Raw genomic sequence first — 23,682 nt, 5'->3', positions numbered from 1 at the left:
GCAGGCTCAGGCGCGGATTTCGTTGAGGTAGTTGTAGATCGTGTAGCGCGTCACGTCCAACCGCCCCGCGAGGTGGTCGACCGCGTCCTTGATCAAGAAGTACCCGGCCTCGTCGAGTTCACGCACCACACCGGCTTTGTGACGCTTCTTCATCAGGTCCACCGGGATCCCGGCCTTGCCGATCGCCCGGTCGACCAGAAACCGTTGCAGGCTATCGACATCCGGTGGGAAAGTCTCCGGCTCGCCGTTGCCGCCCGCCGAAGCGGCCGCGTCGACGCTGTTGACGCACAGGCAGCCGACCGCGACACCGTCGGCGTCACGCAGGAAGAGCGTCGACGACCGGATCGCGCGGCCGTCCGGGCCGTGGGTGCGGTAGTTCGTCAGGTCCTGCGTCGTGCCGCGGCGGACCAGGCCGAGCAGCAGGTCGGTCATCGGGCCGCCCACGTTGCGGCCGGTCAGGTCACCCGCGATCGCGACGATCGAGTCCGGCAGCCGGCTCAGGTCGTGCAGCAGCACCTCGTTGCCCGGGCCGAGCATCGCCGCCAGCCCCGGGATCGCCGGCACCAGCGCGGTCAGCACCTCGTGCGTCGTCGCGCCCGCGGCCGGGATGGCCAACGGTTCCCGGGGCTTGGTCAGCGTCTCCAACGCCTCGCGGAGCAGGTCCGCGGCGGCCGCCGGCGTGGACGCGTGCGGCGACAACCGGACGTGCTCGGGCCGCACGGTCGCGGCGATCCCGGCGTTGGCCAGCGCGGCGCCGACCTGCTCGGCCGGGTGACCCGGCAGCGTGAACGCCAGGATCCCGGCCCGCCGTTCGGTCGCCGAGACGACCTCGGCGCCGCAGGAGGCCAGCACCTCCTCGAAGGACCCGATCCGCTCGGCGATGCGGGCGGCGATGGCGCCGACACCGGCGTCTTCGACCAGCTCCAGGGCCTCGGCGAACGCGCCGGACGTGATCGGGCTGAGGTTGGAGATCGACCAGGCCTGGGCGGTGGTGTCCGGCGGGTGGATCTCGTCGTCGAACAGGCCGGGGTCACGCGCGCCGGTCCAGCCCGACAGCACCGGGTCCAGCCGGTCGAGCGCCCGGTCCGACAGCACCGCGAAGCCGGTGCCCCAGCCCGCGCGCAGCCACTTCTGGCCGCCGACGACCAGGACGTCCGCGACCTCCCACGGCGCCTCGATGACGCCGAAGCCCTGGATGCCGTCGACGACCAGCAGCCGGTCGCCGACGACGTCGCGCAGCGCGGCGAGGTCGGCGCGGAAGCCGGTGCGGAAGTCGACGGCGCTGACGCTGACGGTGGTGATCTCCGGCGTCAACGCCTCCGCGATCCGCTCGGGCGTCACGTAACCGCCGGTCAGGCGCCTCAGCTTGAGCCGTCCAGCCTGCTCGGCGCGGGCCCACGGGTAGGTGTTGGCCGGGAACTCCGCGGCCGACACCAGGACCTCGCCACTGCTGTGGAACGCGGCCTGGAACAGCCCGAGGCTCGTGTTCGGCAGCAGGACCGTGTGGTCGGTGTCCGAGCCGGACAGCCGCGCGGCGGCGGCCTTGGCCCGGATCTCCTGCCGCATCAGCTCGTCCACAGTGGACGGACCGGCGGTGGTGGCCTGGTCGAGCAGCGCGGCCGTCGTGTCGAGCACCGCGTGGGACGGCGGGCCGAACCGGGCGAAGTCGAGGTAGCCGGCGGGCTCGTCGAACTGGAGCAGGTACCGGGGCGAAATCCGCGTCACGCGAGGATCCTCGCCAGGAACTGCCGGGTGCGTTCGTGCTTCGGCGCGCTCAGTACCTGATCAGGCGGCCCGGTCTCGACGACGGCGCCGTCGGCCAGGAACACCACCTCGTCGGCGGCCTCCGCGGCGAAGCTCATCTCGTGCGTCACGACGACCATCGTCATCCCCTCCCCCGCCAACGTACTCATCACTTCGAGCACCTCGCCGACCAGCTCCGGGTCCAGCGCCGACGTCGGCTCGTCGAACAGCATCAGCTTCGGTTTCATCGCCAGCGACCGCGCGATCGCGACGCGCTGCTGCTGCCCGCCGGACAGCTGCGCCGGGTAGGCGTCACCGCGGTGCGCGAGGCCGACGCGGTCGAGCAGCTCCAGGCCCTGCTTGCGCGCGTCGTCCGCCTTGAGACCCAGTACCCGGATCGGGCCTTCGACGACGTTCTCCAGCGTCGTCCGGTGCGCGAACAGGTTGAACCGCTGGAACACCATGCCGATGTCGCGGCGCTGGCGGGCGACGTCGCGTTCGCGCAGCTCGTACAGCTTGCCGCCGCGTTGCCGGTAGCCGATCGGCTCGCCGTCGACCCAGATCTGGCCGGCGTCGATCGTCTCCAGGTGGTTGATGCAGCGCAGGAAGGTGCTCTTCCCAGCACCGGACGGCCCGAGCAGGCAGACGACCTGTCCCTTGTGGACCTCCAGGTCGATGCCGCCGAGGACTTCGGTGTGGCCGTAGGACTTCTTGACGCCGACGGCGCGCAGCAGTGGCTCAGACACGGGCACTCCTCACCAGCGGCACGCCGCGCAACGCCTTGCCCGCGCGGGAAAGCGGCCCGCGATCGGCCTGCCCGAACGCGCGTTCCAGGTAGTGCTGGCCGACCCCGGCGACGGTCACCACGACCATGTACCAGACGGCCGCGGCCAGCAGCGTCTCCATGACCAGCAGGTTGTTCGACGAGATGTTGTTGGCCGCGTGGATCAGCTCGGTCACGCCGATCACCGACGCCATCGACGTCCCCTTGAGCATGTTGATGAAGTCGTTGCCGGTCGGCGGGATGATCACGCGCATCGCCTGCGGCAGCACGACCCGGCGCAGCGTCGCGGCCGGCGTCATACCGATCGACTTCGCCGCTTCCGTCTGTCCGCTGTCGACGCTGTTCAGCCCGGCCCGCACGATCTCGGCCATGTACGCGCTCTCGTTGAGCGCCAGGCCGAGGAACGCCGCGGTGAACGCGCTGATCAGCACGTTCGTCTGCGCGTCGACCAGGAACGGGATGTGGATGACCGGGAAGACGAGCGCCAGGTTGTACCAGAGCAGGATCTGCAGCAGCACCGGCAGGCCGCGGAAGATCCAGATGTAGCCGGCGGCGAACCACCGGGCGACGGGGTTGGCGCTGCGGCGCAGCAGGGCGATGACGATGCCCAGCACGATCGCGACGGCCTGCGACAGCACGGCGAGGACGACGGTGTTGAGCAGCCCGGTCGCCATCACCTTGAAGAAGACGAAGTCCGGGACCTGGCTCCACTCGATCTGCGCGTTGCCCAGTGCGACGCCCAGCAGCACGAGCAGCGCCAGGATCACGACGGCGGCGACCCACCGGCCCCAGTGCCGGAGCCGGACGATCGGCAGCGGTCCAGTGCCGGCCGGTTCAGGAGCCGCCATTGATCGCGACCTCCTTGATCGCCCCCTGGTCGACCCCCCAGGCCTGCAGGATCTTGCCGTAGGTGCCATCGGCGACGAGCGCCTGCAGCGCCTTCTGCACGGAGTCGGTCAGCGGCTTGTTCTGCTTGTTGACGCCGATGCCGTAGGGCCCGCCTTCGATCGGCTCGCCGGGGACGACCTCGAAGAACTTGCCGTCGCCCGCCGTCTTCGAGATGTAGACGGCGCTGGGCAGGTCGTTGAGGATCGCCGCGACGCGGCCGGTGCGCAGCTGGTTCTGGTTCTGGTTGTCACTGTCGGTCGCCGTGACGTTGACGGCGGGCTTCCCGGCCGACGTGCACTTGGTGCTCTGCGTCGCGGCGAACTTCTGGTGACTGGTCCCCTGCACGACGGCGACGTTCTTGCCGCACAAGGCGTCCGGCCCGGTGATGCCGTCCGGGTTGCCCTTGCGGGTCATGATCGTGATGCCGGAGGTGAAGTAGTCGACGAAGTCGATCTGGGCCTGGCGGGCTTTGGTGTCGTTCATCCCGGCCATGGTGAGGTCGATGCGGCCGGACTGGAGGCTGGTGATGAGCGAGCCGAAGGCCATGTCCTGGTGCGTCACGGTCACGCCGAGCTTCGCGGCGATCGCCTTGGCAAGATCAACCTCGTACCCGATCGGCGTCTTGCCGTCAGCGGCGTAGAAGTTGTTGGGCGCGGACTGCAGGTTCGAGGCGAGGTGCAGCACCCCGGCCTGCTTGACGTTCGCCGGGAGAGCGGCGTTGAGCTGGGCATCCTTCTGCACACCTTGGACGATCGCGGCGGTATCGGGAATGCCGCCGGACGCGAGCGCCCCGGGAGCCTGCGACGTCCCACCGGCACCGTCGGGCCCACCACCACAGGCGGTCACCAGGACGGCCAGGCTCGCGAGCAACACCGCCTGGACTGCACGGGAACGGGACATAGCGGACCTCCACTGTTCGGCTGGCGGGAACGGTACAACTCGTTGTTGAAGAGGTCAACTGCTTGTTGAAATCTGGCTTGGTCGGCCACTGGCTGTCACACAGGGTCCGTTCGCGGCCGGTGGGGCGCACGAACGGCCCGCTGGTGACGGCCGCGGGGGCGCGAACGGCCCGTCGCCAACGGCCGGCAGCGCACGAACGGCCCGTCGGCGACCACCGCACGATGCGAACGGCCCACTGGCGACAACAAGTCGCGCACGAACGGCCCGTTGCTGACCATCGTGGGGTGCGAACGGCCCGCTGGCGACCATCACCCAGGCGCGAGCGGGCTCCTGTCGACAGTCGGCAAAGCACGAACGGCCCGCTCGCGACCACCACCGAAGCGCCAACGGGCCGTTCGTGCCCAGCGAAGGTGCGCGGAGCGCACGAACGGGGCCGTTCGCTCGCCTGAACCAGCGAGCGGCAGCCGGCACGAATGGCCCGTTCGCGACCGAAACAGCACGAACGGGCCGTTCGCGCAGCCGACAGGCGACCAAACGCGCGACCGGGCGAGCGGGCAAGCGGGCAAGCACGCGACCAGACGAGCGACCGAGCGACCAAGCGCGCGAGTGGCGACCCGGGCGAGCGGGCGAGCGGCGAGCGGGCAAGCGCGCAAGCGGCCGACCCGGGTGACCAGGCGACCGGGCGATCCCAAACCCGCCGGTGCTAGCTTCGCCGCCATGAGCCTGCGGATCGGCATCCTGGGTGCGGCCCGGATCGCACCCACCGCCCTGATCAAGCCCGCCGCCCACCACTCCGACGTCGAGGTCGTGGCCGTCGCCGCGCGGTCGGCCGATCGGGCGCAAGCGTTTGCGGCCAAGCACGGCATCCCCCGGACGCACTCGTCCTACGAAGCCCTGCTCGAAGACCCCGGCGTCGATGCCGTCTACAACCCGCTGCCCAACGGGCTCCACGGCCGGTGGACGAAGGCGGCGATAGCAGCCGGGAAGCACGTCCTCTGCGAGAAGCCCTTCACCGCCAACGCCGCCGAGGCCCGCGAGATCGCCGGCCTGGCCGCGGCGTCCGACCGCGTCGTCATGGAAGCCTTCCACTACCGCTACCACCCCCTCACCCTGCGGGTCGAGGAGATCGTGGCGTCCGGCGAACTGGGTGAGCTCCAGCGCGTCGAGACCGCGTTGTGCTTCCCGCTGCCCAAGTTCTCCGACATCCGCTACGACTACGACCTCGCGGGCGGCGCGACGATGGACGCGGGCTGCTACGCCGTCCACATGGCCCGCATCTTCGGCGGTGAGACCCCGGAAGTCGTTTCGGCGCAGGCGAAATTGCGCGACCCGCGGATCGACCGCGCGATGACGGCCGAGCTGCGTTACCCGTCGGGTCACACCGGGCGGGTCACCTGCTCGATGTGGTCGTCTTCGGTCCTCAAGATCAGTGCGAAGGTGACCGGCTCGAAAGGGTCGCTGAGCGTGCTCAACCCCGCGTCCCCGCAGGTGTACCACCGCCTCACGGTCCGGGCCGGCGGCGCCCGCCGCGTGGAGCGGTTCCCGCGGCGGGCGTCGTACGCCTACCAGCTGGACGCCTTCGCGGCGGCGGTGCTGGAGGGCGCGCCGGTGAAGACGTCGGCGGAGGACGCGGTGCGGACGATGACCGTGATCGACGCGATCTACCGCGCGGCCGGGCTCCCCGTGCGCGAACCGAGCTGAGCCCGGACATCGGCGAGGGCGAAGCCGAGCAGGTTCAGCCCCCGCCAGCCGCGGGGGTTCCCGGTCCGCGGGTCGTCGGCGGCCAGGCCGATCCCCCAGACCCGGTCGACGGGGCTCGCTTCGACCACCACACGATCGCCGGTGCCGGTCAGGTAGCGGCCGAGATCGGGGTGCTGGGCGAACTTCGCGACGTTGCCGTCGACGACGATCTCGCGGCGGCAGGCGACCCACGTCGCCTCGTCGAAACGTCGCACGCGACGGCCGAAGTCCTTCGCCTGCTTGGGGTGCACCGCGGCCAGGACCTGCGCGGCCACCTCGTCGTCGCCGAAGAGTTTTGCTTTGCGCCACATCATGTGGTGCTCGGCCGTGGCGAACCGGACGTCGTCGACCACGAACGGCGACGGCCACCACTGGCTGAGGCACCCCGAGCCGACGCCGCCCCCGCGCGGCGGCTGGTTGCCCCAGAAGCAGACGTACTTGAACCGCTTCCCCGCGTCCAGCGCACGGGTCAGCTCCTCGACACTGCGCGGGTGACCGGTCATGGCTCCAGTTTCACGTACGAACCGGCCGCCCCGCACCCGAAATATCGAGGTGCGGGACGGCCGGTGCGACTAAGCGGCCACGTAGTTACCGGTCAGGATGAGCAGCACCTGGACCGTGATGCCCGTTCCGTAGTAGTCCGTCGAGTCCGGGGCGAACGCCGCGATCGACGTCCACAGCTTGTCCAGCCACGCCTGGCTGCCCGGGTCCGTCATCGCCGCCACCGCGAACGGCGCCGTGAAGCACGGGTGCTGGCCGCTCTCGGTCTTCGTGCCCGACAGCGAGTAGCCGCTCTGGATCTTCGACGGGTCGCCGCCCGTCGCGGACTTGATCCACGTGTTCATCTTGCGGACCTGCGCGGCCGCCGCGCTGCCGGACGCCGAGATCGCGTCCGCGCCGAGACGCCACGGGTCGCGGCAGGCGTTCCAGCTGTACTTGCCGTCGTTCTCGCCCTCGAGGAAGTCCGCCGGCGCCGGCTTCGGCGTCGAGTTCGTGTTCACCACGAAGTCCGGCAGCAGCCCGGTGTTCGGCGCGTACTGCGACTGCAGCTGGCTCACCGCGGTCTCCGACCGGGTGCGCACGGAGTCCCAGAAGCTGTCGCCGGTGGCCTTCGCGAACGCCCGCAGGTGCCCGGGCATCCAGTCCGACGAGCGCGAGCTGTTCTTGTACTCCGCGTCGTTGCCCCAGTCACCCAGCAGCGTGAACTTGGTGCTGTTGTTGACCTCGCTCTTCTTGATCGCGTTGATGATCCGGACGGCCTCGGCCTTGTAGTCGACCGACCCCGTGCTGCCCCACTTCGTGTCCGCGATCAGCAGGCCGTACGCGATTTCGAGGTCGCCGTCGGTGGCCGAGTCGCTGCCGTTGACGCTCTTGCAGTTCGCGTCCTGCTCGGCCGCGTGCAGGTCCTTGTTGTTGACCGACGGGTGGGCCTTGACGAACTTCACGATCCCGTCGACGATCGCGCGGGCCTGCGGGTCCTTGTCGGCCATCATCGCCGAGATCGTGACGCCGTAACCCTCGCCCTCGGCCACGAACGAGTGGTCGGCGTCCTTCGACAGCACGGCGTAGGTGCCGCTGCCGCACTTGATCGTCAGGAAGTTCTTCTTCCAGAAGTCGTAGTACTTCTGGAGCACCTGGTCCTGCGTGGCCTGCGAGACCGACGGCCGCAGGGTTCCCGGCACGTAGGGGGTGCCGGCCGCGGACGCGGTCGTCGGCACGCTCAGCAGCCCGGCGGCCAGCGCGGCCGTGGCCACCACCGCCCGGACGATCTTCTTCATCGCTCCTCCGTAAAGGACATCGAATGGCTGCGGCGACGGCGGGTCCGAGCGTGACAGAAGGTTCAAGACCTGGTCAAGACCGTTAGGAAACTTTCCTTACAATTACCGTGAGTGGTTTCACGGCCCCATGCTTGCCCGGACGGGCTAGCGTGGGGGCATGGAGATCGACCGCGGCGCGGACTTCCGCGCCTTCTGGACCGAACGACGCCTGGCGTCCCTGACGACCGTCCGCCCGGACGGCACCCCGCACGTCGTCGCGGTCGGCGTGACCGTCGACTTCGAAGCCGGCCTCGCCCGCGTGATCACGTTCGACACGTCCGTCAAGGCGCGGCTGATCCGGGCCGCGGGCGCCGACGGGATACCGGTCGCCGTCTGCCAGCTCGACGGCCCGAAGTGGTCCACATTGGAGGGACGAGCGGTGCTGCGCGACGACCCGGAGTCGGTGCGGGACGCGGAAAACCGCTACGCCGCGCGCTATCGGCAACCGAAGCCGAACCCGCGGCGGGTGGTCCTAGAAATCACCGTGAACCGGATCCTCGGCAACGCCTAACCCGCGCGCGCGTGCACCAGCCGCGTGTACTCGGCCAGCAGCGCCGCCAGCTCGCTGTGCTCCCCCGCCGACGCGAGCTGCTGGTGGCCCACCAGCATCGCCATGCCCAGCGACGTCAGCGTCCGGGCCAGCTCGCGGTCGCCGACGATGCCCGTGACCGCCTTGCCGACCGTCCGGACGCGGGCCTCGTCGACGCGTTTCTGCGCCGCGCGCACGCTCTCGTCGTTCATCCCCCACGCCCGGATGGCCGCCTCGGCCTCGTGGTGCAGGCCGAGCGTGAGGTCCATCAGCGCGGCGAAGTCCGCCGACGGGCCGCCGGTGCCGAAGTCCCGTTCGCGCAGGATCAGCACCTGCCGGTTCTCCCAGTGGTCCAGGAGCTGCTGCACGAACCCCGGCCAGCCGCCGAAGTGGTGGTAGAACGACCCGCTCGTGACGCCGAGGTCGCGGCAGAGCCGGCCGACGTTCAGCTCGGTGAACCCGTGCTCCGCCAGCGCTTTCAGCGCGGCCTCGAAGTAGGCCCGCCGCGTGACCGGCGGCATCAGACGTTCCGGCTCCGGTCCCGCCAGTACGGCTCGCGCAGTGAGCGCTTCAGGATCTTGCCGGTCGCGTTGCGCGGCAAGGCTTCCACGACGTCGACGCTGCGCGGGCACTTGTAGTGGGCCAGGTGCTCGCGGCAGAACTCCATGAGCTTCTCGGCGTCGAGCTGCTCGCCGGCGACGATGGCCTTGACCTGCTCGCCCCACCGGTCGTCCGGGACACCGATCACGGCCACCTCGGCGACGCCGGGGAACTCCGCGACCACCCGCTCGACCTCGGGCGAGTAGACGTTCTCGCCGCCGGTGATGATCATGTCCTTGACGCGGTCTTCGAGGAACAGGAACCCGCCGTCGTCGAGACGGCCGACGTCACCGGTGCGCACCCAGCCGTCCACGATGGTCTCCGCGGTCGCCTCGGGTTTGCCGAGGTAGCCCGCCATCCGCTGGTCGGTGCGGATCCAGACCTCGCCGGCGGCGGCGTCTTCGAGCGTGACGGGGTCGACGATCCGGATGTCCACTCCGGACAGTGCGGTGCCCGCGGAGGCCAGCCGGTCCGGGCGGGAGTCGTCGCGGTGCGCCTCCGGGTCGAGCGCCGTGACCGCGCCGGACAGCTCGGTCATGCCGTAGACCTGGGCGAACCTGACATCCGGCCAGGCGGCCAACGCCTTGCGCAGCAACGGAAGCGGCATCGGCGAAGCGCCGTAGCAGAGGTAGCGCAGCTTCGAGAACGCCTGCATCGCCTGGTCGCCGGCTTGCGCGATGCCGGCGACGACGGCGGGCACCAGGAAAGCGTGCGTGATCCCGGCCGCCAGTGCGGCGAACAGCGAGGCCGCGTCCGGCTCGCGCGTCAGGTAGGACGGTTCGCCGTACAGGAAGCCGGAAACCGCGTAGCAGCTGCCGCCGACGTGGAACAGCGGCATCGCGACGAGGTTGACGTCGCCCGGCCCGATCGGGAACGCGGTGCCCGCGGCGAGGCCGTGCGAGAGGATGCTGCGGTGGGTCAGCACGGCGCCCTTGGGGAAGCCGGTGGTGCCGCTGGTGTACATGACCAGGACGCCGTCGTGCTCGTCGAGTTCCCGCGGCGCAGCAGGTTCCGCCGACAGGAGCGGCTCGTACTGGTCGTCGTCCCCGCCGACGACGACCACGCGCTCGACGGCGGGCAACCGGTCCCGGATCGCTTCGACGGCGGACAGCAGCTCGGCGCCCACGAAGACCACCTTGGCCCCGGCGTCGGCCAGGACGTAGGCGAGTTCGTCGCCGGAGAGCCGCCAGTTGACCACGGCGTTCGCGGCACCGATCCCGGCCGCCGCGAAGGTCGTCTCCAGGCAGGCGGGGTGGTTCTTGTCGACGAAGGCGACGCGATCGCCCCGGCCGATCCCGGCCGCCGCCAGCGCACCCGACAGCCGCCGGACGCGCTCGTCGAGCTCCGCCCAGGTCCACGCGCGGTCGCCGTAGATCAGCGCGGTGTCCGTGGCGCGTTCCCGCGCCCAGTGCGCGAGAAGCTCGCCGAACAGCCGGACCCGGGGGCGGTGGTCATCGGGCATGGCGGGTTTCCCTTCGGGCCGACGCTGGACCGTAGACCGCTCTATGGTGCGTCGCGCCCGGGCGCGCGTCAAGGCCGGACAGGGATCGCCGGGTCAGGTGACCGGTCGGTGTTTTCCTTGCCGCGTCAGCCGAACAGGGCCAGCAGCCCCTCGGTCGACCGGACCACGACGTGCGCCGCGGTGCGTTCCGCGTGGGGGCGGTCCGGGCGCTCGGCCTCGTGGCGCCAGCGGCGCAGCGCGTCCAGGCTCGAGTCGTAGATTTCGCCCGGGTCCGCGTCCGGTTCCAGGCCGAGGCGGTCGGCCGGGGCGGTGCCCTGGGCTCCCAGCAACCGCACCGCTTCCTCGGCCGGCTCGCCCGACAACGCCGTGCGGCCGCCGCGGATGTCGGCGATCAGGCGCAGCTCGCGGAAGTCGTGGGCGGCCGCCGCGAAGCGCTCCACTCGCGACACCAGGCGGTCGCCGCCCGCGCGGGGTTGCGCCGCCAGCAACGCTTCCAGGCGGATCACCGCCGTGCGGGCCTTCAGCGCTTCGGCCCGTGCGACGAAACAGCCGGCCAGGGTGTCGCGCAGTTCGCCGAGACCGCTGCGGCGGACCAGTTCCGCCGAGAGCTTGACGCGGTCGTCGCAGCCGGTGCGGATCAGCGTCAGCGCCAGCCGGACGCCGAACATGCCGAACCGCACGATCAGCGACCGGCGCGTCTCCACCGGGATCGGGCCGGGGAACGCCGGGTCGGTGAACGAGTCCACCGAGAGCACGTGCCGTTCCAGCTCCTCGCGCGGCACCGCGGCGAACGCGGCCAGGAGGTCGAACTCGTCGTCACGCAGGGAACGACCGCCGTAGGCCAGCTGCCCGGCGACGGCGATCACGCCCAGGAACCCGGTGCACAGCGGGTCTTCGCGCCACGCCCGCCGCGCGAGCTGCTTCGCCGTGAGCAGCGCGTCGATCCGGCCCGCGCCGACCTCGTCGGCCCGCGAGAGCACCAGCACCGAGTTGACCGCGCTCTGCCGCGCGAACGCCGAGCCGCCCGGCGGGTGCGCCGCGGCGAGCTCGTCCGGCTCGAGGTGGCGCACCAAGCGGACCGTCGCGTCGGGGAAGTCGTCGGCCGGGCCCGGGTCGTCGAGCAGCACGAGGTCGCGCAGCGCCCGCGTCGGCCACTCCCCCAGCGCGGCGGACAGGGTCGTCTTCCCGGACGACGGCGCCCCGGCGAACGCGACGCGCAGCGGTTGCTCCAGCCGGTGCTGGCAGTCGAGCAGCAACGCCGACGCGCGCGGGTCGTCGCGGTAGAGCCCGGCCGCGGCGGCCAGCAGGTCGCGGACGTCCTGGGTCACGCCGAAAGCTCCCGCCGCGTCGTCCGGCCGGCGATCGTGCCGAGCTCGCCCGCGCGTTGGTGCAGGCCGGCGAGCCGGTCGATCTCGCGGCGGATGTGCACCGTCCGCCGCTCGCGCTCGGCTGTGCCGGCCAGGATCGTCTCGCGCTCGTGCGTCAGCTCGTCCGCGAGCTCTTCGGCCAGGCCGGTGAAGTGGTCGCGCAGGCGTCGCTGCACCACGCGGATCGCGTCGCGGCATTCCTTGCCGAAGCGCAGGAAGACGTCGTCGACGTGCCGTTGCGCGGCCTGCTTGGCGACGGCCTGGCGGCGCTGCAGCCGCATCCCGCCCTCGTCCTTGATCGTCTTCGCGGCGAACGCCGCGCCGGCCCCGAGGGAGACCGGGTTGATCAGCGGCAGCCCGGCGAGGCTGGTCACCAGGCCGAACATCAGCACGCCACCGTACGACCCGCGCAGGCCGGTGAAGGCCTGCTGGCCGACCTTGAACTTGTCGATCTTCGGGCGGCGGACGTCGTCGAGGGCGTCGATGCCCGGGCCGTCGAGCCGCAGGTCGGGCAGCGCGCCCTCGTACTGGGCGCCGAAGCAGGCCGCGGTCGCCTGCGCGATCCACTCGGCCCGGTCGGCGAGCCACGTGTAGTTGGTGTCGACGGCTTCGGCGAGCGCGCCGTCCAGCCACGGCGCGAACTCGTCCCACACCTTCGCCGGGTCGCCGTCGTCGAAGGTCTGGTCGATGGTGTTGACGATCTTGCGGGTCCGCTCGCGCAGGTCGTACTCGGCGTCGGACAGCAGGTCGGTGATCTCGTCGGAGAGCAGGTTCTGCCAGCGGGTGTTCTGCCGGCGCAGGTCGTCGGCCCGGCGTTGTGCCCGCTGCAGCAGGGCGGCCTGGCCCAGCCCGGCGTCCTGCCCTGCGGCGTCCGCGCGGTCGCGCAGGGATTCGACGAGTTCCGCGGCGGCGGCGCGCACACCCACGGCGGCGAGCAGCGCGCGGGACTGCTCCGGCGGCCGCGCGGCCTGCTCGGCGATCCAGGACAGCAGCTCGGGGAAACCCGAGCGGGCGTTGAGGTCGGCGTCGCCCGCCTTCGCAGCGGCCTGGCGCACGACGGCGGACACCGGCAGCACCGGCGCGTCGATCCCCGCTTCGGCGAGCATCGCGCGGTCGCGCTCGGCGACGGCGCGCCAGCCCGGGGAGGCGTCGATCTTGGTCAGCGCGAGCACGACGTGCGGGCACCACGTGCGCACGTGCCGGGCCAGCGCGAGCTCGGCGGGGCTCAGCGGCGCGGTCGCGTCGGAGACGAGGATCACCGCGTCCGCTTCGGCGAGCAGGTCGAGCGCGGCGGCGGTGCGCGGCGAGCGCGGGTCACCGACCGGCGGGGTGTCGACCAGGATGAGCCCGGCCGAGAGGAGTTCGCGGGGCACACCGACCTCGACGCGGCTGAGCGTGCCGGCGGGCCGGGCACCGAGCTCACCGGTGAGCCGTTCGACCGCGACGGGGATGCGTTCGAGGGACCGGCCGACCAGGGTGGCGGCGGGTTCGTCGGCGTACCCGATCTCGGTCGGCACGGCGGGGGTGGCGGCGTCGCCGACCGCGCACACCGGCGCGTTCAGGACGGCGTTGAGCAGGTAGCCCTTGCCCTGTTTGGGAAAGCCGAGGACACCCAGCCGGATCTGCTCGGCGGGGGCGTCACGGCGTCTGCGCAGGAGCTCGGCGAGATCGGCGCGGCCGTGGGTGCGGCACGCGTCCAAGGTCTCGTTGAGCACTTCGAGCCAAGCTGGGGCGGTCACGACGAAGGAGTCTCCCCCGTACGAGTGAAGGACGCGAGCCGGGTGCCCGTTCCGCGGTCGCACCCTGACCGCGGAACGGGCACCGGAGGGGATCAGTGACCCAGGTGGATGTCGTTGTGACCGAGGTCGCCGACGTGGATGTTGCCCAGCGCGTTGTGGCTGAGGTTGTCGGTGACGCCCGACACCACGTCGTGCACCGCGTCGACGCCGTTGTTGCTCGCGATGTCGCCGACCGCGTTGTGGTCGACGCCGCCGACGGCACCGGTCACCGTGGTGACGGTGTTGTGGGTGATGTCGCCCAGGCTGTTCTGCACCGCGCTGGTCAGGTCGCCGCCGACGTGCTTGACGTCGAGGTCGCCCACGTTCTTCAGCGTGCCGGTGAAGTCGCCGATGTGGTTGGTGACCTCGCCGACGGGGCTCACGGCGCCGGTGACGGCACCGGCCAGGTCGCCGCCGTGGACCGGGGCCGCGACGGTGCCCGTGACGCCGGTGACGACCTGCTCGACCTGGCCGACGCCGTTGTGGCCGTCGACGGCGCCGGTGACGGCACTGCCCAGGCCGAGCGAACCGGCGTCGATGCCGTGAGCGAGGTCGCCGCCCAGGCCGAGGGAGTTGGTGACACTGCCCGCGAGGGCCGTCACGTTCGCGGCGTTGGTGACGTCGGTCACGCTCGACAGCTGCTGGCCGCCGAAGACCGCGCTGGTCGGCAGGCCGAGGTCGCCGACGACGGGCAGCTCGCCGACGCCGCCGACACCGAGGTCGCCGACACCCGGCAGCACCGAGGTGGCCGGCAGGCCGAGGCCCGCGGTCAGGGCGGTGAGCTGGTCGATCGCGCCCTGGATGCCCGTGGTGTCGGTGCCCAGCGAGGTCAGGTCGCCGACCACCGGGAGACCGCCGACGGCGGGGAGGCTGTCGACCGGGACGTAGTCGAGCACCAGCGGGATGACCTCGTGCACGTCGGCGGCACTGACGTCGCCGAGGCCGGCGAGGGCGAGCGCCTGCTGCGGGTCCGTCCCGAAGGCCGCGAGGGCGGTCGGGTCGTTGAGCAGGTTGAGGGCGAAATCGTGCAACGTCTGCACGGAGTCCATGGAGGTTCTCCTGATCCGGTGGTTCGGGGGACGGCATCGGCCGCTGGGCCCGGTGTCCATGGCCAAGTTAGGGAGCCGGTCCCCCCACGCACATCGGGGATCACTCCGAGTCGCATCCGGCTCAGCCGATAGGGGATCGATATGTCATCGTTAGGGAGTTAGGGGCTCATCCGAGATGCTCGCAGTTGGGTTAAATCCCCCCAGACCCTTGCCTGACTAACCCGTTTGGGTGAGGATGCCCCGAGCCCTAGGGGGGTGTGCCACCCCCGATCGGCCCCGCGAGGTGAGGAGGAAGCGCCGTTGTCCTACGTCCTCGGGATCGATGTGGCCCAGGGGCGGACCCACGCCGCGATCAGCCACCGCCACGGCCCCGGCTGGGGTGCCCCCGAACCCCTGTGGCTGGGTGAACGGTCCCCGGCCGCGGCGTCCGCGCTGTTCCTGGACGACGAGGGGTACCTGCTCACCGGCGACGCGGCGGCGCAGGCGGGCACCCGGGTCCCGTCCCGGCTGCTCACCGGCTTCCACCGGCGCATCGGCGACGACGTGCCGATGGTCGTCGAAGGCGAGTCCTTCCCACCGGAGACGCTGACCACCGTGCTCGTCGAAGGCATCGCCGAGCACGCCGAGAACCAGTTCGGCGGGCCCCCGCAGCACCTGGTGATGACGCACCCCGGCGACTGGGGCGGCTACCGGCGTGACGTGCTGCGCCGCGCGCTGGCCGACGCCGGGTTCACCGCGGTCACGCTGGTCCCCGGCTCGATCGCGGCGCTCGGCGCGCACCTGCCCGTCCCGGGCCCGGGGGTGACCGGCGCCGGGGTCTGCGAGTTCGGCGCCGACGGCGTGAACGTCACGCTGGCCACCCCGAGCGGCGTGAACGGCTGGCAGATCGGGGCGAGCGCCGAAGGCGTGTCCCCGGCGGCCGCGCTGAGCACGCTGTTCGCGCTCGCCGGCTCCGCGTCGACGTCCCCGCGGGGCCTCGCCGGCGTGGTCTTCTGCGGCGACGTCCCGCCGCACGCGCTGCCCGCCCGGCCGCCGTGCCCGATGTTCGCGGGACCGGTCCCGCCGGCCACCACCGCGCTCGGCGCGGCCGCCCTCGCCGGGCTGCGCGCCGAGGGCCGGGGCACCGCCCAGGAACCCCCCGCCGTCGAGACCACCCTGCTCCCCAAGATGGACACGCTCGGTGAGCTCGGCGAGCGGCCACCCCGCCCGCCGGTCGAGATCACGCCGTTCGAGCTCCCCGAACGCACCGGCCCGATGGACCTGTTCCGGCGACGGCGTCCCCTCGCCGCCGCGGTCCTCGTGCTCGCCGCGGCCGTCTCGGCCGTCCTGATCACCATCACCGCCCGCGAAGCCACCGCCGGCCCCGACCAGCCCCCGGCTCCCAGCCAATCCACCCCGAGCCACTGCGCCGCTTCCGGCGCCCCCTCCGGTGAAGGTCACTGTTGAACACTCTGCTCACGCAGGCCGCCTCGCTCCACCCCGTCCCCGTGCACCCGGCGGCCCGGCAGCTGCTGCGCCAGGTCGCCGCCGACCCGGCCGCGCCGCTGCGGATCGCCGTCGTCGCCCCCGGCGGCTACGGCAAGAGCGTGCTGCTCGCCGCGCTCGCCCGCGCCTACCGGGACGCCGGCGCCGACGCGCTGCTCGTCGACGACGCCGACCGGATCGACGCCGACCAGCTCGAAGAGCTGCTGGCGGGCGCCGACGGCCCGATCGTCGTCGCGCACCGCCCGGCCGCGGTCGCGGCCGGCTGGACGTTGCTGCAGCTCGCCCCGTTCGGCGTCGACGATGTCGCGCGGCTGGTCGAGGCGCTGACGGGCACCCCGGCCGAGCCGGCCGCGGCGGCCGAGCTGCACCGGGTGAGCGGTGGCGTGCCCCGGCTGGCCGAGCGCGCGCTGCTCGGGCGGCTGGAGGAGTTCCGCCCCGAGCTCGACGAGCTCGACGACGACGTCCTGCGCTACCTGATCGCGGCGGAAGCCGGCGCGGGCCGCAACCTCGACCTGCTGTGCGTGCTGCTGGACCGCACGCCGGACCAGCTGCCGGGCATCGTCGACGGCGCCCGCGCGACGGGCCTGCTCGCCCCGGACGACACGCTGCTGCCGCTGGCCTCGGCCGCCGTCCGCGACTTCGGCCCGCCGGCGCGCCGGCTGACCACGGTGCAGCGGCTCGTCGAGCTGCAGCTGGCGAACGGCCTCCCGGTGCTCGACCTGGCGCGTTCGCTGCTGGGCACGGGCAGCACGGGCACGTCGGCAGCGGCCGCCTTCGCCGCGGCGGCCTCCGAAGCCCTGCCGACGGACGCCCGCCTGGCGACCAGGCTCTTCGAAGCCGCGGCCGAAGCGGGCGACCGTTCGGCGTCGGTCACCGCGGGCTGGGCCCGCGCGGCGGCGCTGTCGGGCGACCTGGACACGGCATTGCGCCTCGGCGACGGCATGCTCGGTGCTCAGGACGCCGAAACCCGCGCGGCGGGCGCGGAGATCGCGGCCACCGTGCTGGCCCACCGAGGCGAACTGGCCCGCGGCGCGGAGCTGTACCAATGGGCCGCCCTCGGCGGCCAGACGCCGGGCCAGCACGCGGCCGACCCGTACTCGGCGGGCCCCGGCCCCGGCTCCCCGGCGGGGTGGGGCGACCCGCGGCACTCGACGGGCCACGGCGCCGGCCCGGACTCCTCGGCAAGCTACGGAGTCGACCCCCGCCACTCGGCCGCTCACGGCGCGGACTCGGCGGGTCGCCGCGCCGATCCGCGTTACCCGGCCGTTCACAGCGCCGGCTCCGACTTCTCGGCAAGCCACGCAGACCCGCGCTACCCGGCAGGTCGCGGCGCCGAGCCGTACTACTCGGCGGCCCGCGGCGGCCCGCGCCTCTCGGCGGGGCGAGGCGGCACCGATGCCTTCGCGGTGATGGCCCTGGTCGGCACCGGCGACCTCGAAAGCGCCCGCCGGCTGCTCGACTCCCCTGCCCCCGGCGTCGCGCCGACCTTGTTCGCCGGTGCGGCTACCCGGATGGCTCGCGGTATCGCCGACTCGGTGTCCGGCTGTGCGACCGAGACCTTGTCCACCCTGCTCGGCGCGGCGGCGATGCTGGAACCGGCGCTGGGCGGCACCTTGCTGCCCGACAGCCCCGCGGCGCTGGCCGCGCTCGCCGCGTTGCACACCGGTGAGCTGGCCCTGGCGGAATCCGTGCTGACGCGCGCCCTGGACGGCCGGATCGGCGGTGACCTCCTCGCGGTCCGCCACCGCCTGCTGCTGGGCTGGGTGGCGATGACCGCGGGCGACCTCGCGACGGCGGCGGGACACCGCGACGCCGTCGCCGGCCGGCCGCTGGAAGCCCGTGACGAGATGTTCTTCACGACGTTGGAGCTCGGGCTGGCCCGGCGCTCCAGCGACCTGGTCGGGCTGCAGCGGTCGTGGGACCGCGCGTACCAGGCGTCGATGCGCCAGCAGACGGACCTGTTCACGCTGCTGCCGCTGGGCGAGCTGGTGATCGCGGCGGCCCGCACCGGCGCCCACGCGAAGCTCGCCGGCCAGCTCGAACGCGCGCACACCCTGCTGGCCCGCCTCGGCGAACCTCCACTGTGGACGGTTTCGCTGGTCTGGCACGAACTCCACGCGGCGATCACGCTGGAGGACGCGGAAGCGGCGAAGGCGCACCTGGCGACGTTGACGTCCCACGCCCACTGCGGCCGCCACCCGAGCGCCCTGGCCACGGCGGCCCGCGGCTGGCTCGCGGTGCTGAGCGGCACGTTCGCCCCGGACGAGATCTCGGCGGCCGCGGCGGAGCTGCACGATCTCGGGCTGCGCTGGGACGCGTCGCGCCTGGCCGGCCAGGCGGCGATCCGCACGTCCGACCGCAAGGCGATGGTCCAGCTGCTGGAGGCGGCCCGTCAGTTCCAGGGCACGGGCGTCCGCCGCGAGGCGGGTGCGGCGGAACCGGCGTCCTCGGGCACCGGGCTCGCGGCGTTGAGCGAGCGCGAACTCGAAGTCGCGCGGCTGGTGGTCGAAGGCCTGACGTACAAGCAGGCGGGCAGCAAGCTGTTCATCTCGAGCAAGACGGTGGAGCACCACATGGCCCGGATCCGCGGGAAGCTGGGCGCGTCGGACCGCCGGGAGCTGCTGGCGACGTTGCGCGAGCTGCTGTCCCGCCCCGACGCCCCCTAGGCTCCGGCATTCACGCGGGGCGGTCAGTCGCGGCTGGGACCGAAGCGTTCGGTGCGGATGCGGTGCGGGTCGTGGCCCAGCGCGACCAGGATGTCCGCGACCGTCTCGACGAAGCCCGTGGGGCCGCAGACGAAGGACGTCGCGCCGAACTCGGCGGGCCAGCCCGCGGTGTTGAGCGTCGCGACGTCGATGCGGCGCGGGATCCCCTCGCGGCCGTCGGGCAGTTCGCGCGTGTAGACGTACGTGACGTCCAGGCCCGCGACCGGCTTGCGCAGTTCGTCGGCGTAGTACAGCTCGGCCGGGGTGCGCAGCGAATAGATCAGCTTGAACGGCGTGCGGACGCCCGCCGCGCGCTGGGCGCGGACCATGGCCATCAACGGGACGATGCCGGAGCCACCGGCCACCAGCAGGACCGGTTCGGGGTCGGCAGGCCGCCAGACGAACCAGCCGCCCACCGGGCCGCGGATCTCGACCGTGTCGCCGATCGCGTACGGACCGGTGAGGTGTTCGGACACCTCCCCATCGGGGACGCGCTGCACCGTCAGTTCGATCCGGTCGCCGTCGGCGGGGGCGGCGAGTGAGTAGCTGCGCTGCGCGCGGTAGCCGTCGGCGGCGGTCAGCCGGACGTCGACGTGCTGGCCCGCGAGGTGCCCCGGCCAGCCCGGCAGGTCGAAGACGAGCGTGCGGGCCGTGGGGGTCTCGTCGCGGAACGCGGCCAGGCGGGCGACCCGCCAGGCTAGTCGCCCTGATACCGCTGTTCGCGCCATGGATCCCCGTAGTCGTGGTAGCCGACGTTCTCCCAGAAACCCGGTTCGTCGCGGGTCTTGAGCTCCAGCCCGCGCACCCACTTCGCGGACTTCCAGAAGTACAGGTGCGGCACGAGCAGCCGCGCCGGGCCGCCGTGCTCCGGGGTCAGCGGCTGGCCGCCGTACTCGTGGACGATCCAGGCCTGGCCGTCGAGCAGGTCGGCCAGCGGCAGGTTCGTGGTGTAGCCGCCGTAGGAGTGCACCAGCACGTAGTCGGCCGCGGTGTCGAGCCCGCCGACCAGCGTGTCCACCGGGACGCCCCGCCACCGGGTGTCCAGTTTGGACCACTGGGTGACGCAGTGGATGTCCACAGTGAACTTCTCGCTGGGCAGGGCCGTCAGCTCGGCCCAGTTCCAGGCGTGTTTCTCGCCGGTCTCGGTGGTGACCGTGAACTCCCACGCCTCGGTGCGCACGCGCGGGGTCGGGCCCGCCGACAGCACCGGGAAGTCCTCGGCCAGGTACTGCCCGGGTGGCAGGCGCGGGTTGCCGCTGCGGGCACGGCCCCGGAACCCCGGTGTCACGACGCCCATCCGGCCCTCCCTCTCCTGCTGCCGACGAGTCTAAGCCCGCACCTGAAGCCCGAGCGACGTGACAAGCACCGCAGCCTGTTCGGGTGAAACGATCGCCGCGTGCAGCTCGGCGTTCAGCGGGTCGAGCGCCGAGAGGTCGCTGCCCCGCAGGTCGGCGCGCGGCAGCTTGACGGCGTGCAGCGTCGCCCCGGACAGGTCGACGTCGGCGAACACCGCGTCGCCGCAGTTCGCCCCGGTGAGGTCGGCCTCCCGCATCCGCACGCCGTGGAAGGCGACCGACCGCAGGTCGGCGCCCACCAGCCCGGCGAACGACCAGTCGCCGCCGGTCACCCGCAGCGGCCGCAGCTCGCACTCGGTGAACGTCGTTCCGACGAGCTTGCACCCGGTGAACTCGGCGTCGAAGAAGTTGCACCGCTTGAAGGCGCACCCGGTGAAGGCCGAGTCGGTGTGCCGCGACGAATTGAAGCGCACGTTGCCGAACACGCAATCGGTGAACGTCGAGTTCCGGAGGACCGCCTCGGAGAGGTCGACCTCGTGGAACTCGCACCGCACGTAATGCCGCCCGACGAGCTCTTCGCCGTACCAGTCGTCACGGGAGAAGCGCTGGTCCTCGACGGGTGGATCTTGCGTGGCATCGGACACTCGGCCAGGCTAGCGGCCACCGACCACGAGGGGGGTGCCGAAGCATGCTGGACGCCGACGACGTCCGAGCCGCCGTGCCGATGCAAGCGGCGGTCGACGCGGTGCGGGAGGCGTTCCTCGACCTCGCCGCGGGCCACTTCGAGGTGCCGCAACGCCTGTCCTTCGACGGCGGCACGACACTCGTCATGAGTGCCTGCCACACCCCCACCGGCCGGACGGCGGTGAAGACGCTCAGCCTCGTCGCCGGCCGCGACCCGATGATCCTCGGGACCCTGGTGTGGAACACCACCGAGGGACAGCTGGTCGCCGACGCGATCGCGGTGACGACGTTGCGCACCGGCGCGGTGTCCGGCGTCGCCACTGACCTGCTGGCCCCGCCCGAGGCGAGCCGCCTGGCCGTCATCGGCACCGGCGCCCAGGCCGCGGACCAGGTCCGCGCGGTGGCTGCGGTCCGCCCGCTCCGGCAGGTGACGGTCTTCGGACGTTCGCCGGCACGGGCCGCGGAGTTCGCCGACCGGTTGCGGGGCGAGTACCCCGGCGTGCGCGTGGCACCGAGCGTCGAGGACGCGGTGTCCAACGCGGAGATCGTTTGTTGTGCTACTTCGTCCGCCACTCCTCTCTTCGACGTCGACGCCTTGCCAGAGCGCGTCCACGTCAACGCGATCGGGTCGTACCTGCCGTCGATGCGGGAACTGCCCGCCGAGCTGCTCGCGACGGCTGATTGTGTTGTGGTGGACCAGGTCGACGCCGTCCTGGAGGAGGCCGGCGAGGTGATCCACGCGGTGGACAGCGGGTTGGTTTCGCGGGATTCGCTGGTGGAGCTGGGGAACGCGCTTCGGGAACCTCCGGTGGTCGGCGGGCGGACTGTGTTCAAGTCCGTCGGGTTGGCGGTGCAGGACTGGGCCATCGCGCGGCTGCTCGGTGAAGCGGGTCGATGAGCGCCGCCGCGCGGATGGATCTCTCGGGGCATGAGCAGGCGGTCGCGCGGGTGTGAACGACGACTGCCTCGTTGACCAGCGTTCAAGTCCCAGCACCAGGCGGATCGATCGTGCTCCGTTCTTCGAGGGCGATGTCAGGACTAGACCACTTCGCGGCCGCTCGGCGAAGGGGGTCGTCGAGCGCACGAAGGTGACGAGCCGCGTGAGCGAGGATGGGGCCTTTCGGGGTATCGGTGGGCGTTCGCGGGGAACTGGCGGTGGATGGGTGTCTTGAGTCGCCGGTCAGGATCGCTGGCCCGTGGCGGAGGGAGTGACTCGGCGATGGGGGGCGCTAAAGGCGGATTCTGGCTCACTGAGCGTGCCAGTGAGCCAGCAGAGAGCAATAACAGCGGCCAAACGGCGCAATCTGGGGCTTGAAGCGTTTGACAGGTCACCCAATCCGGGAATTTCGGCGGCATGTCTCCTTGGCGAACCACCACTCGACGGAACACGGCCGTGCGGGTCATCACGGCGATCGGCGCGATCTTCGCGGGGATCGAAGTTCTTTACATGATCATGGTGCTCGCCGGCGCGAATGCCGGTAACTCCTTCTTCGTCTTCATCAAGTCGTTGGCCGTTCCTCTCGCGTTGTTCTGGCCGGGCCTGTTCCCGGTGAGCAACCCGAGCCTGGCCGTGATCCTCGACTTCGGTCTGGCCGCCGTGTTCTGGCTGGTCGTCACGGGCATCATCGCCCGCTTCGCCGGTCGGTGACGGGCGCTCGCCGCCCGCGCCTTCCACTGGACTGCCGCCTGCCGTCGCCGACCCCTCCGGTGACGGCAGGTGGCTCACCACACTGACAGCGCTCACCGCACTGACAACGAAACGCGCACGACTGCCTGGCGCATGTGACGAAGCAGGCGCCAGGCACGGCCCGAAACCGTTCGGGCTGGTCACGAAGGCCCTTGTCGACACGCAATCGACGGCAGGCACGCTCTCACCCCTTCGGGCGGCCACCCGCCATCCCCGCCGACCGCGTTCTTCGGCGACACTGGACGGATGACTGACGGCAGATGGTTCGACGGCTGGGCACCTTGGCCTGAGCTGGCCGGGCTGGCCGCGGTCGGACGTTCACTGCTTCCGAACGTCCCGGTCACGCCGGCCGCCGTCGTGCGGAGTGTCACCGAGCAGCTCGTCGGGCGCCGGTTGACCACCAAGGTCGACGGCCGCGAAGTGGGCCTCACCCTCACCGAACTCCACTACCCGGCCGACAGCCTGCGCCTGGCCACCGGACGCGTCGGCGACGTGCGCATCGTCGCCGAGGACGTCGACTGGCCCGAGCCCGCGGACGAGACCGGCCAGCAGCGCAGCATCCTCCTCAAGCGGGTCACCGTGCTCGCCGAGGACGTCCGCCTCCGCTCGCTGCCCACGCCGGCCGCCATTCCCGCGCGAGTCGAGCTGCGGATCGCCGTGGCCGCGGACGTGCTGCGCGAACGGGTGGCGGCAGTCCGCCCCGGGATCGTCGCCGCGCCCGCCGAAAGCGGGCTGCTCCAGATCCACTGGGCCAAGCGGCCACAGTGGGGCCACCTGACCCTGGAGGCCCAGGTGGCGGACGACGCTGTGGTGCTCGTGCCGCGGATCCTCCACATCGGACGCCGGCAGCTGAAACCACCGGCACGCTTCCGCCCCATCGTGCTTCCCCTGCCGGAACTCCCGCCCGGGATAAAGCTGACGAAGGTGGAGCCACGGCAGGACGAACTCGTGCTCCACACCGTGGCGGAGGAATGGCCGGAACGGCTTTCCCGCATTCCGCTGACCGACCTGCTGAGCTGGCTGACCACCGCGGCCATGACCCTGACTCTGCCGAAACTCGGTACGCGCTCATAACTCTCCTTCATCGACGTGGGCCCTACGTCAATGAAGCTACTCGAACGCCCGTTCGAACACATCACTCACACGGGTACAACCGGGAAACCCTTGCA

General features: G+C 71.9%; 21 protein-coding genes. 7 read left to right on the top strand and 14 right to left on the bottom strand.

Annotated elements, in window-relative coordinates:
* Window positions 1–6: 6 nt before the first annotated feature.
* The 4 genes from MUY22_RS20070 to MUY22_RS20055 are packed head-to-tail and all read right to left on the bottom strand — an operon-like array spanning window position 7 to window position 4,315.
* Entirely contained in the window at window positions 7–1,725 is a 1,719-nt protein-coding gene (locus MUY22_RS20070) for an aminotransferase class V-fold PLP-dependent enzyme (protein ID WP_247061596.1), read from the bottom strand.
* Window positions 1,722–2,489 carry an amino acid ABC transporter ATP-binding protein gene (locus tag MUY22_RS20065; protein WP_305879375.1) on the bottom strand — a complete coding sequence of 256 codons (768 nt, stop codon included), beginning with the start codon at window positions 2,487–2,489 and terminating at the stop codon, window positions 1,722–1,724. Before MUY22_RS20065 ends, MUY22_RS20070 begins: the two co-directional genes overlap by 4 nt.
* Window positions 2,482–3,375: an amino acid ABC transporter permease gene (locus MUY22_RS20060; RefSeq protein ID WP_247061595.1), complete on the bottom strand. Its 894-nt coding sequence runs from the start codon at window positions 3,373–3,375 to the stop codon at window positions 2,482–2,484. The genes MUY22_RS20065 and MUY22_RS20060 overlap by 8 nt, the downstream gene beginning before the upstream one ends.
* The gene (locus MUY22_RS20055; RefSeq protein WP_247061594.1) at window positions 3,362–4,315 is read right to left on the bottom strand and encodes an ABC transporter substrate-binding protein; all 954 of its coding nucleotides are present in this window, start codon (window positions 4,313–4,315) and stop codon (window positions 3,362–3,364) included. The genes MUY22_RS20060 and MUY22_RS20055 overlap by 14 nt, the downstream gene beginning before the upstream one ends.
* A 717-nt stretch (window positions 4,316–5,032) precedes the next feature.
* Here MUY22_RS20055 and MUY22_RS20050 point away from each other — a divergent pair.
* The gene (locus tag MUY22_RS20050) at window positions 5,033–6,016 is read left to right on the top strand and encodes a Gfo/Idh/MocA family protein (RefSeq protein WP_247061593.1); all 984 of its coding nucleotides are present in this window, start codon (window positions 5,033–5,035) and stop codon (window positions 6,014–6,016) included.
* On the opposite strand, the gene MUY22_RS20045 is transcribed toward MUY22_RS20050, so the two are convergent.
* Together MUY22_RS20045 and MUY22_RS20040 are read right to left on the bottom strand one after the other, a co-directional pair.
* Entirely contained in the window at window positions 5,977–6,558 is a 582-nt protein-coding gene (locus MUY22_RS20045) for an NADAR family protein (protein ID WP_247061592.1), read from the bottom strand. The two genes, MUY22_RS20050 and MUY22_RS20045, sit on opposite strands and share 40 nt — an antisense overlap.
* Window positions 6,559–6,627: 69 nt before the next feature.
* Window positions 6,628–7,833: a glycosyl hydrolase family 8 gene (locus MUY22_RS20040; protein WP_247061591.1), complete on the bottom strand. Its 1,206-nt coding sequence runs from the start codon at window positions 7,831–7,833 to the stop codon at window positions 6,628–6,630.
* Between the two features lie 157 nt (window positions 7,834–7,990).
* Between MUY22_RS20040 and MUY22_RS20035 the strand changes: the two genes are divergently transcribed.
* A complete protein-coding gene (locus MUY22_RS20035; RefSeq protein ID WP_247061589.1) occupies window positions 7,991–8,383 on the top strand; it encodes a TIGR03618 family F420-dependent PPOX class oxidoreductase in 393 nt (130 codons plus the stop codon).
* Here MUY22_RS20035 and MUY22_RS20030 read toward each other — a convergent pair.
* From MUY22_RS20030 to MUY22_RS20010, 5 genes are all read right to left on the bottom strand, one after another.
* Window positions 8,380–8,922 carry a TetR/AcrR family transcriptional regulator gene (locus MUY22_RS20030; RefSeq protein ID WP_247061587.1) on the bottom strand — a complete coding sequence of 181 codons (543 nt, stop codon included), beginning with the start codon at window positions 8,920–8,922 and terminating at the stop codon, window positions 8,380–8,382. The two genes, MUY22_RS20035 and MUY22_RS20030, sit on opposite strands and share 4 nt — an antisense overlap.
* Entirely contained in the window at window positions 8,922–10,463 is a 1,542-nt protein-coding gene (locus MUY22_RS20025; RefSeq protein ID WP_247061585.1) for a long-chain-fatty-acid--CoA ligase, read from the bottom strand. The genes MUY22_RS20030 and MUY22_RS20025 overlap by 1 nt, the downstream gene beginning before the upstream one ends.
* A 125-nt stretch (window positions 10,464–10,588) precedes the next feature.
* Window positions 10,589–11,791: a GTPase gene (locus tag MUY22_RS20020; RefSeq protein WP_247061583.1), complete on the bottom strand. Its 1,203-nt coding sequence runs from the start codon at window positions 11,789–11,791 to the stop codon at window positions 10,589–10,591.
* On the bottom strand, window positions 11,788–13,569 hold the full coding sequence (locus tag MUY22_RS20015; RefSeq protein WP_247061582.1) for an isoniazid inducible protein IniA: 1,782 nt from the start codon (window positions 13,567–13,569) through the stop codon (window positions 11,788–11,790). The genes MUY22_RS20020 and MUY22_RS20015 overlap by 4 nt, the downstream gene beginning before the upstream one ends.
* Window positions 13,570–13,661: 92 nt before the next feature.
* The gene (locus tag MUY22_RS20010; protein ID WP_247061581.1) at window positions 13,662–14,657 is read right to left on the bottom strand and encodes an IniB N-terminal domain-containing protein; all 996 of its coding nucleotides are present in this window, start codon (window positions 14,655–14,657) and stop codon (window positions 13,662–13,664) included.
* A 300-nt stretch (window positions 14,658–14,957) separates the two neighbouring features.
* Between MUY22_RS20010 and MUY22_RS20005 the strand changes: the two genes are divergently transcribed.
* Together MUY22_RS20005 and MUY22_RS20000 are read left to right on the top strand one after the other, a co-directional pair.
* Entirely contained in the window at window positions 14,958–16,103 is a 1,146-nt protein-coding gene (locus tag MUY22_RS20005) for a molecular chaperone DnaK (RefSeq protein ID WP_247061580.1), read from the top strand.
* Window positions 16,100–18,808, top strand: coding sequence for a helix-turn-helix transcriptional regulator (locus MUY22_RS20000; protein WP_247061579.1), 2,709 nt, complete (start codon window positions 16,100–16,102; stop codon window positions 18,806–18,808). The genes MUY22_RS20005 and MUY22_RS20000 overlap by 4 nt, the downstream gene beginning before the upstream one ends.
* Window positions 18,809–18,831: 23 nt before the next feature.
* On the opposite strand, the gene MUY22_RS19995 is transcribed toward MUY22_RS20000, so the two are convergent.
* The 3 genes from MUY22_RS19995 to MUY22_RS19985 are packed head-to-tail and all read right to left on the bottom strand — an operon-like array spanning window position 18,832 to window position 20,786.
* Window positions 18,832–19,575, bottom strand: a complete 744-nt coding sequence (locus MUY22_RS19995; protein WP_247061578.1) for a ferredoxin reductase — start codon at window positions 19,573–19,575, stop codon at window positions 18,832–18,834.
* A complete protein-coding gene (locus tag MUY22_RS19990; protein WP_247061577.1) occupies window positions 19,545–20,144 on the bottom strand; it encodes a sulfite oxidase-like oxidoreductase in 600 nt (199 codons plus the stop codon). The genes MUY22_RS19995 and MUY22_RS19990 overlap by 31 nt, the downstream gene beginning before the upstream one ends.
* 30 nt (window positions 20,145–20,174) lie before the next feature.
* Window positions 20,175–20,786 carry a pentapeptide repeat-containing protein gene (locus MUY22_RS19985; RefSeq protein WP_247061576.1) on the bottom strand — a complete coding sequence of 204 codons (612 nt, stop codon included), beginning with the start codon at window positions 20,784–20,786 and terminating at the stop codon, window positions 20,175–20,177.
* A gap of 44 nt (window positions 20,787–20,830) precedes the next feature.
* Between MUY22_RS19985 and MUY22_RS19980 the strand changes: the two genes are divergently transcribed.
* The 3 genes from MUY22_RS19980 (at window position 20,831) to MUY22_RS19970 (ending at window position 23,587) form a co-directional block, all read left to right on the top strand.
* A complete protein-coding gene (locus MUY22_RS19980) occupies window positions 20,831–21,724 on the top strand; it encodes an ornithine cyclodeaminase family protein (protein WP_247061575.1) in 894 nt (297 codons plus the stop codon).
* Window positions 21,725–22,219: 495 nt separating this feature from the next.
* On the top strand, window positions 22,220–22,474 hold the full coding sequence (locus MUY22_RS19975) for a hypothetical protein (RefSeq protein WP_247061574.1): 255 nt from the start codon (window positions 22,220–22,222) through the stop codon (window positions 22,472–22,474).
* Between the two features lie 285 nt (window positions 22,475–22,759).
* Window positions 22,760–23,587, top strand: a complete 828-nt coding sequence (locus MUY22_RS19970) for a hypothetical protein (RefSeq protein ID WP_247061573.1) — start codon at window positions 22,760–22,762, stop codon at window positions 23,585–23,587.
* The last annotated feature ends 95 nt before the right edge of the window (window positions 23,588–23,682 follow it).

The organism is Amycolatopsis sp. WQ 127309, from assembly GCF_023023025.1.
Lineage (GTDB): Bacteria > Actinomycetota > Actinomycetes > Mycobacteriales > Pseudonocardiaceae > Amycolatopsis.
Note: the sequence above shows the minus strand (reverse complement) of the source record. Positions and strands in the feature narration are given on the sequence as shown.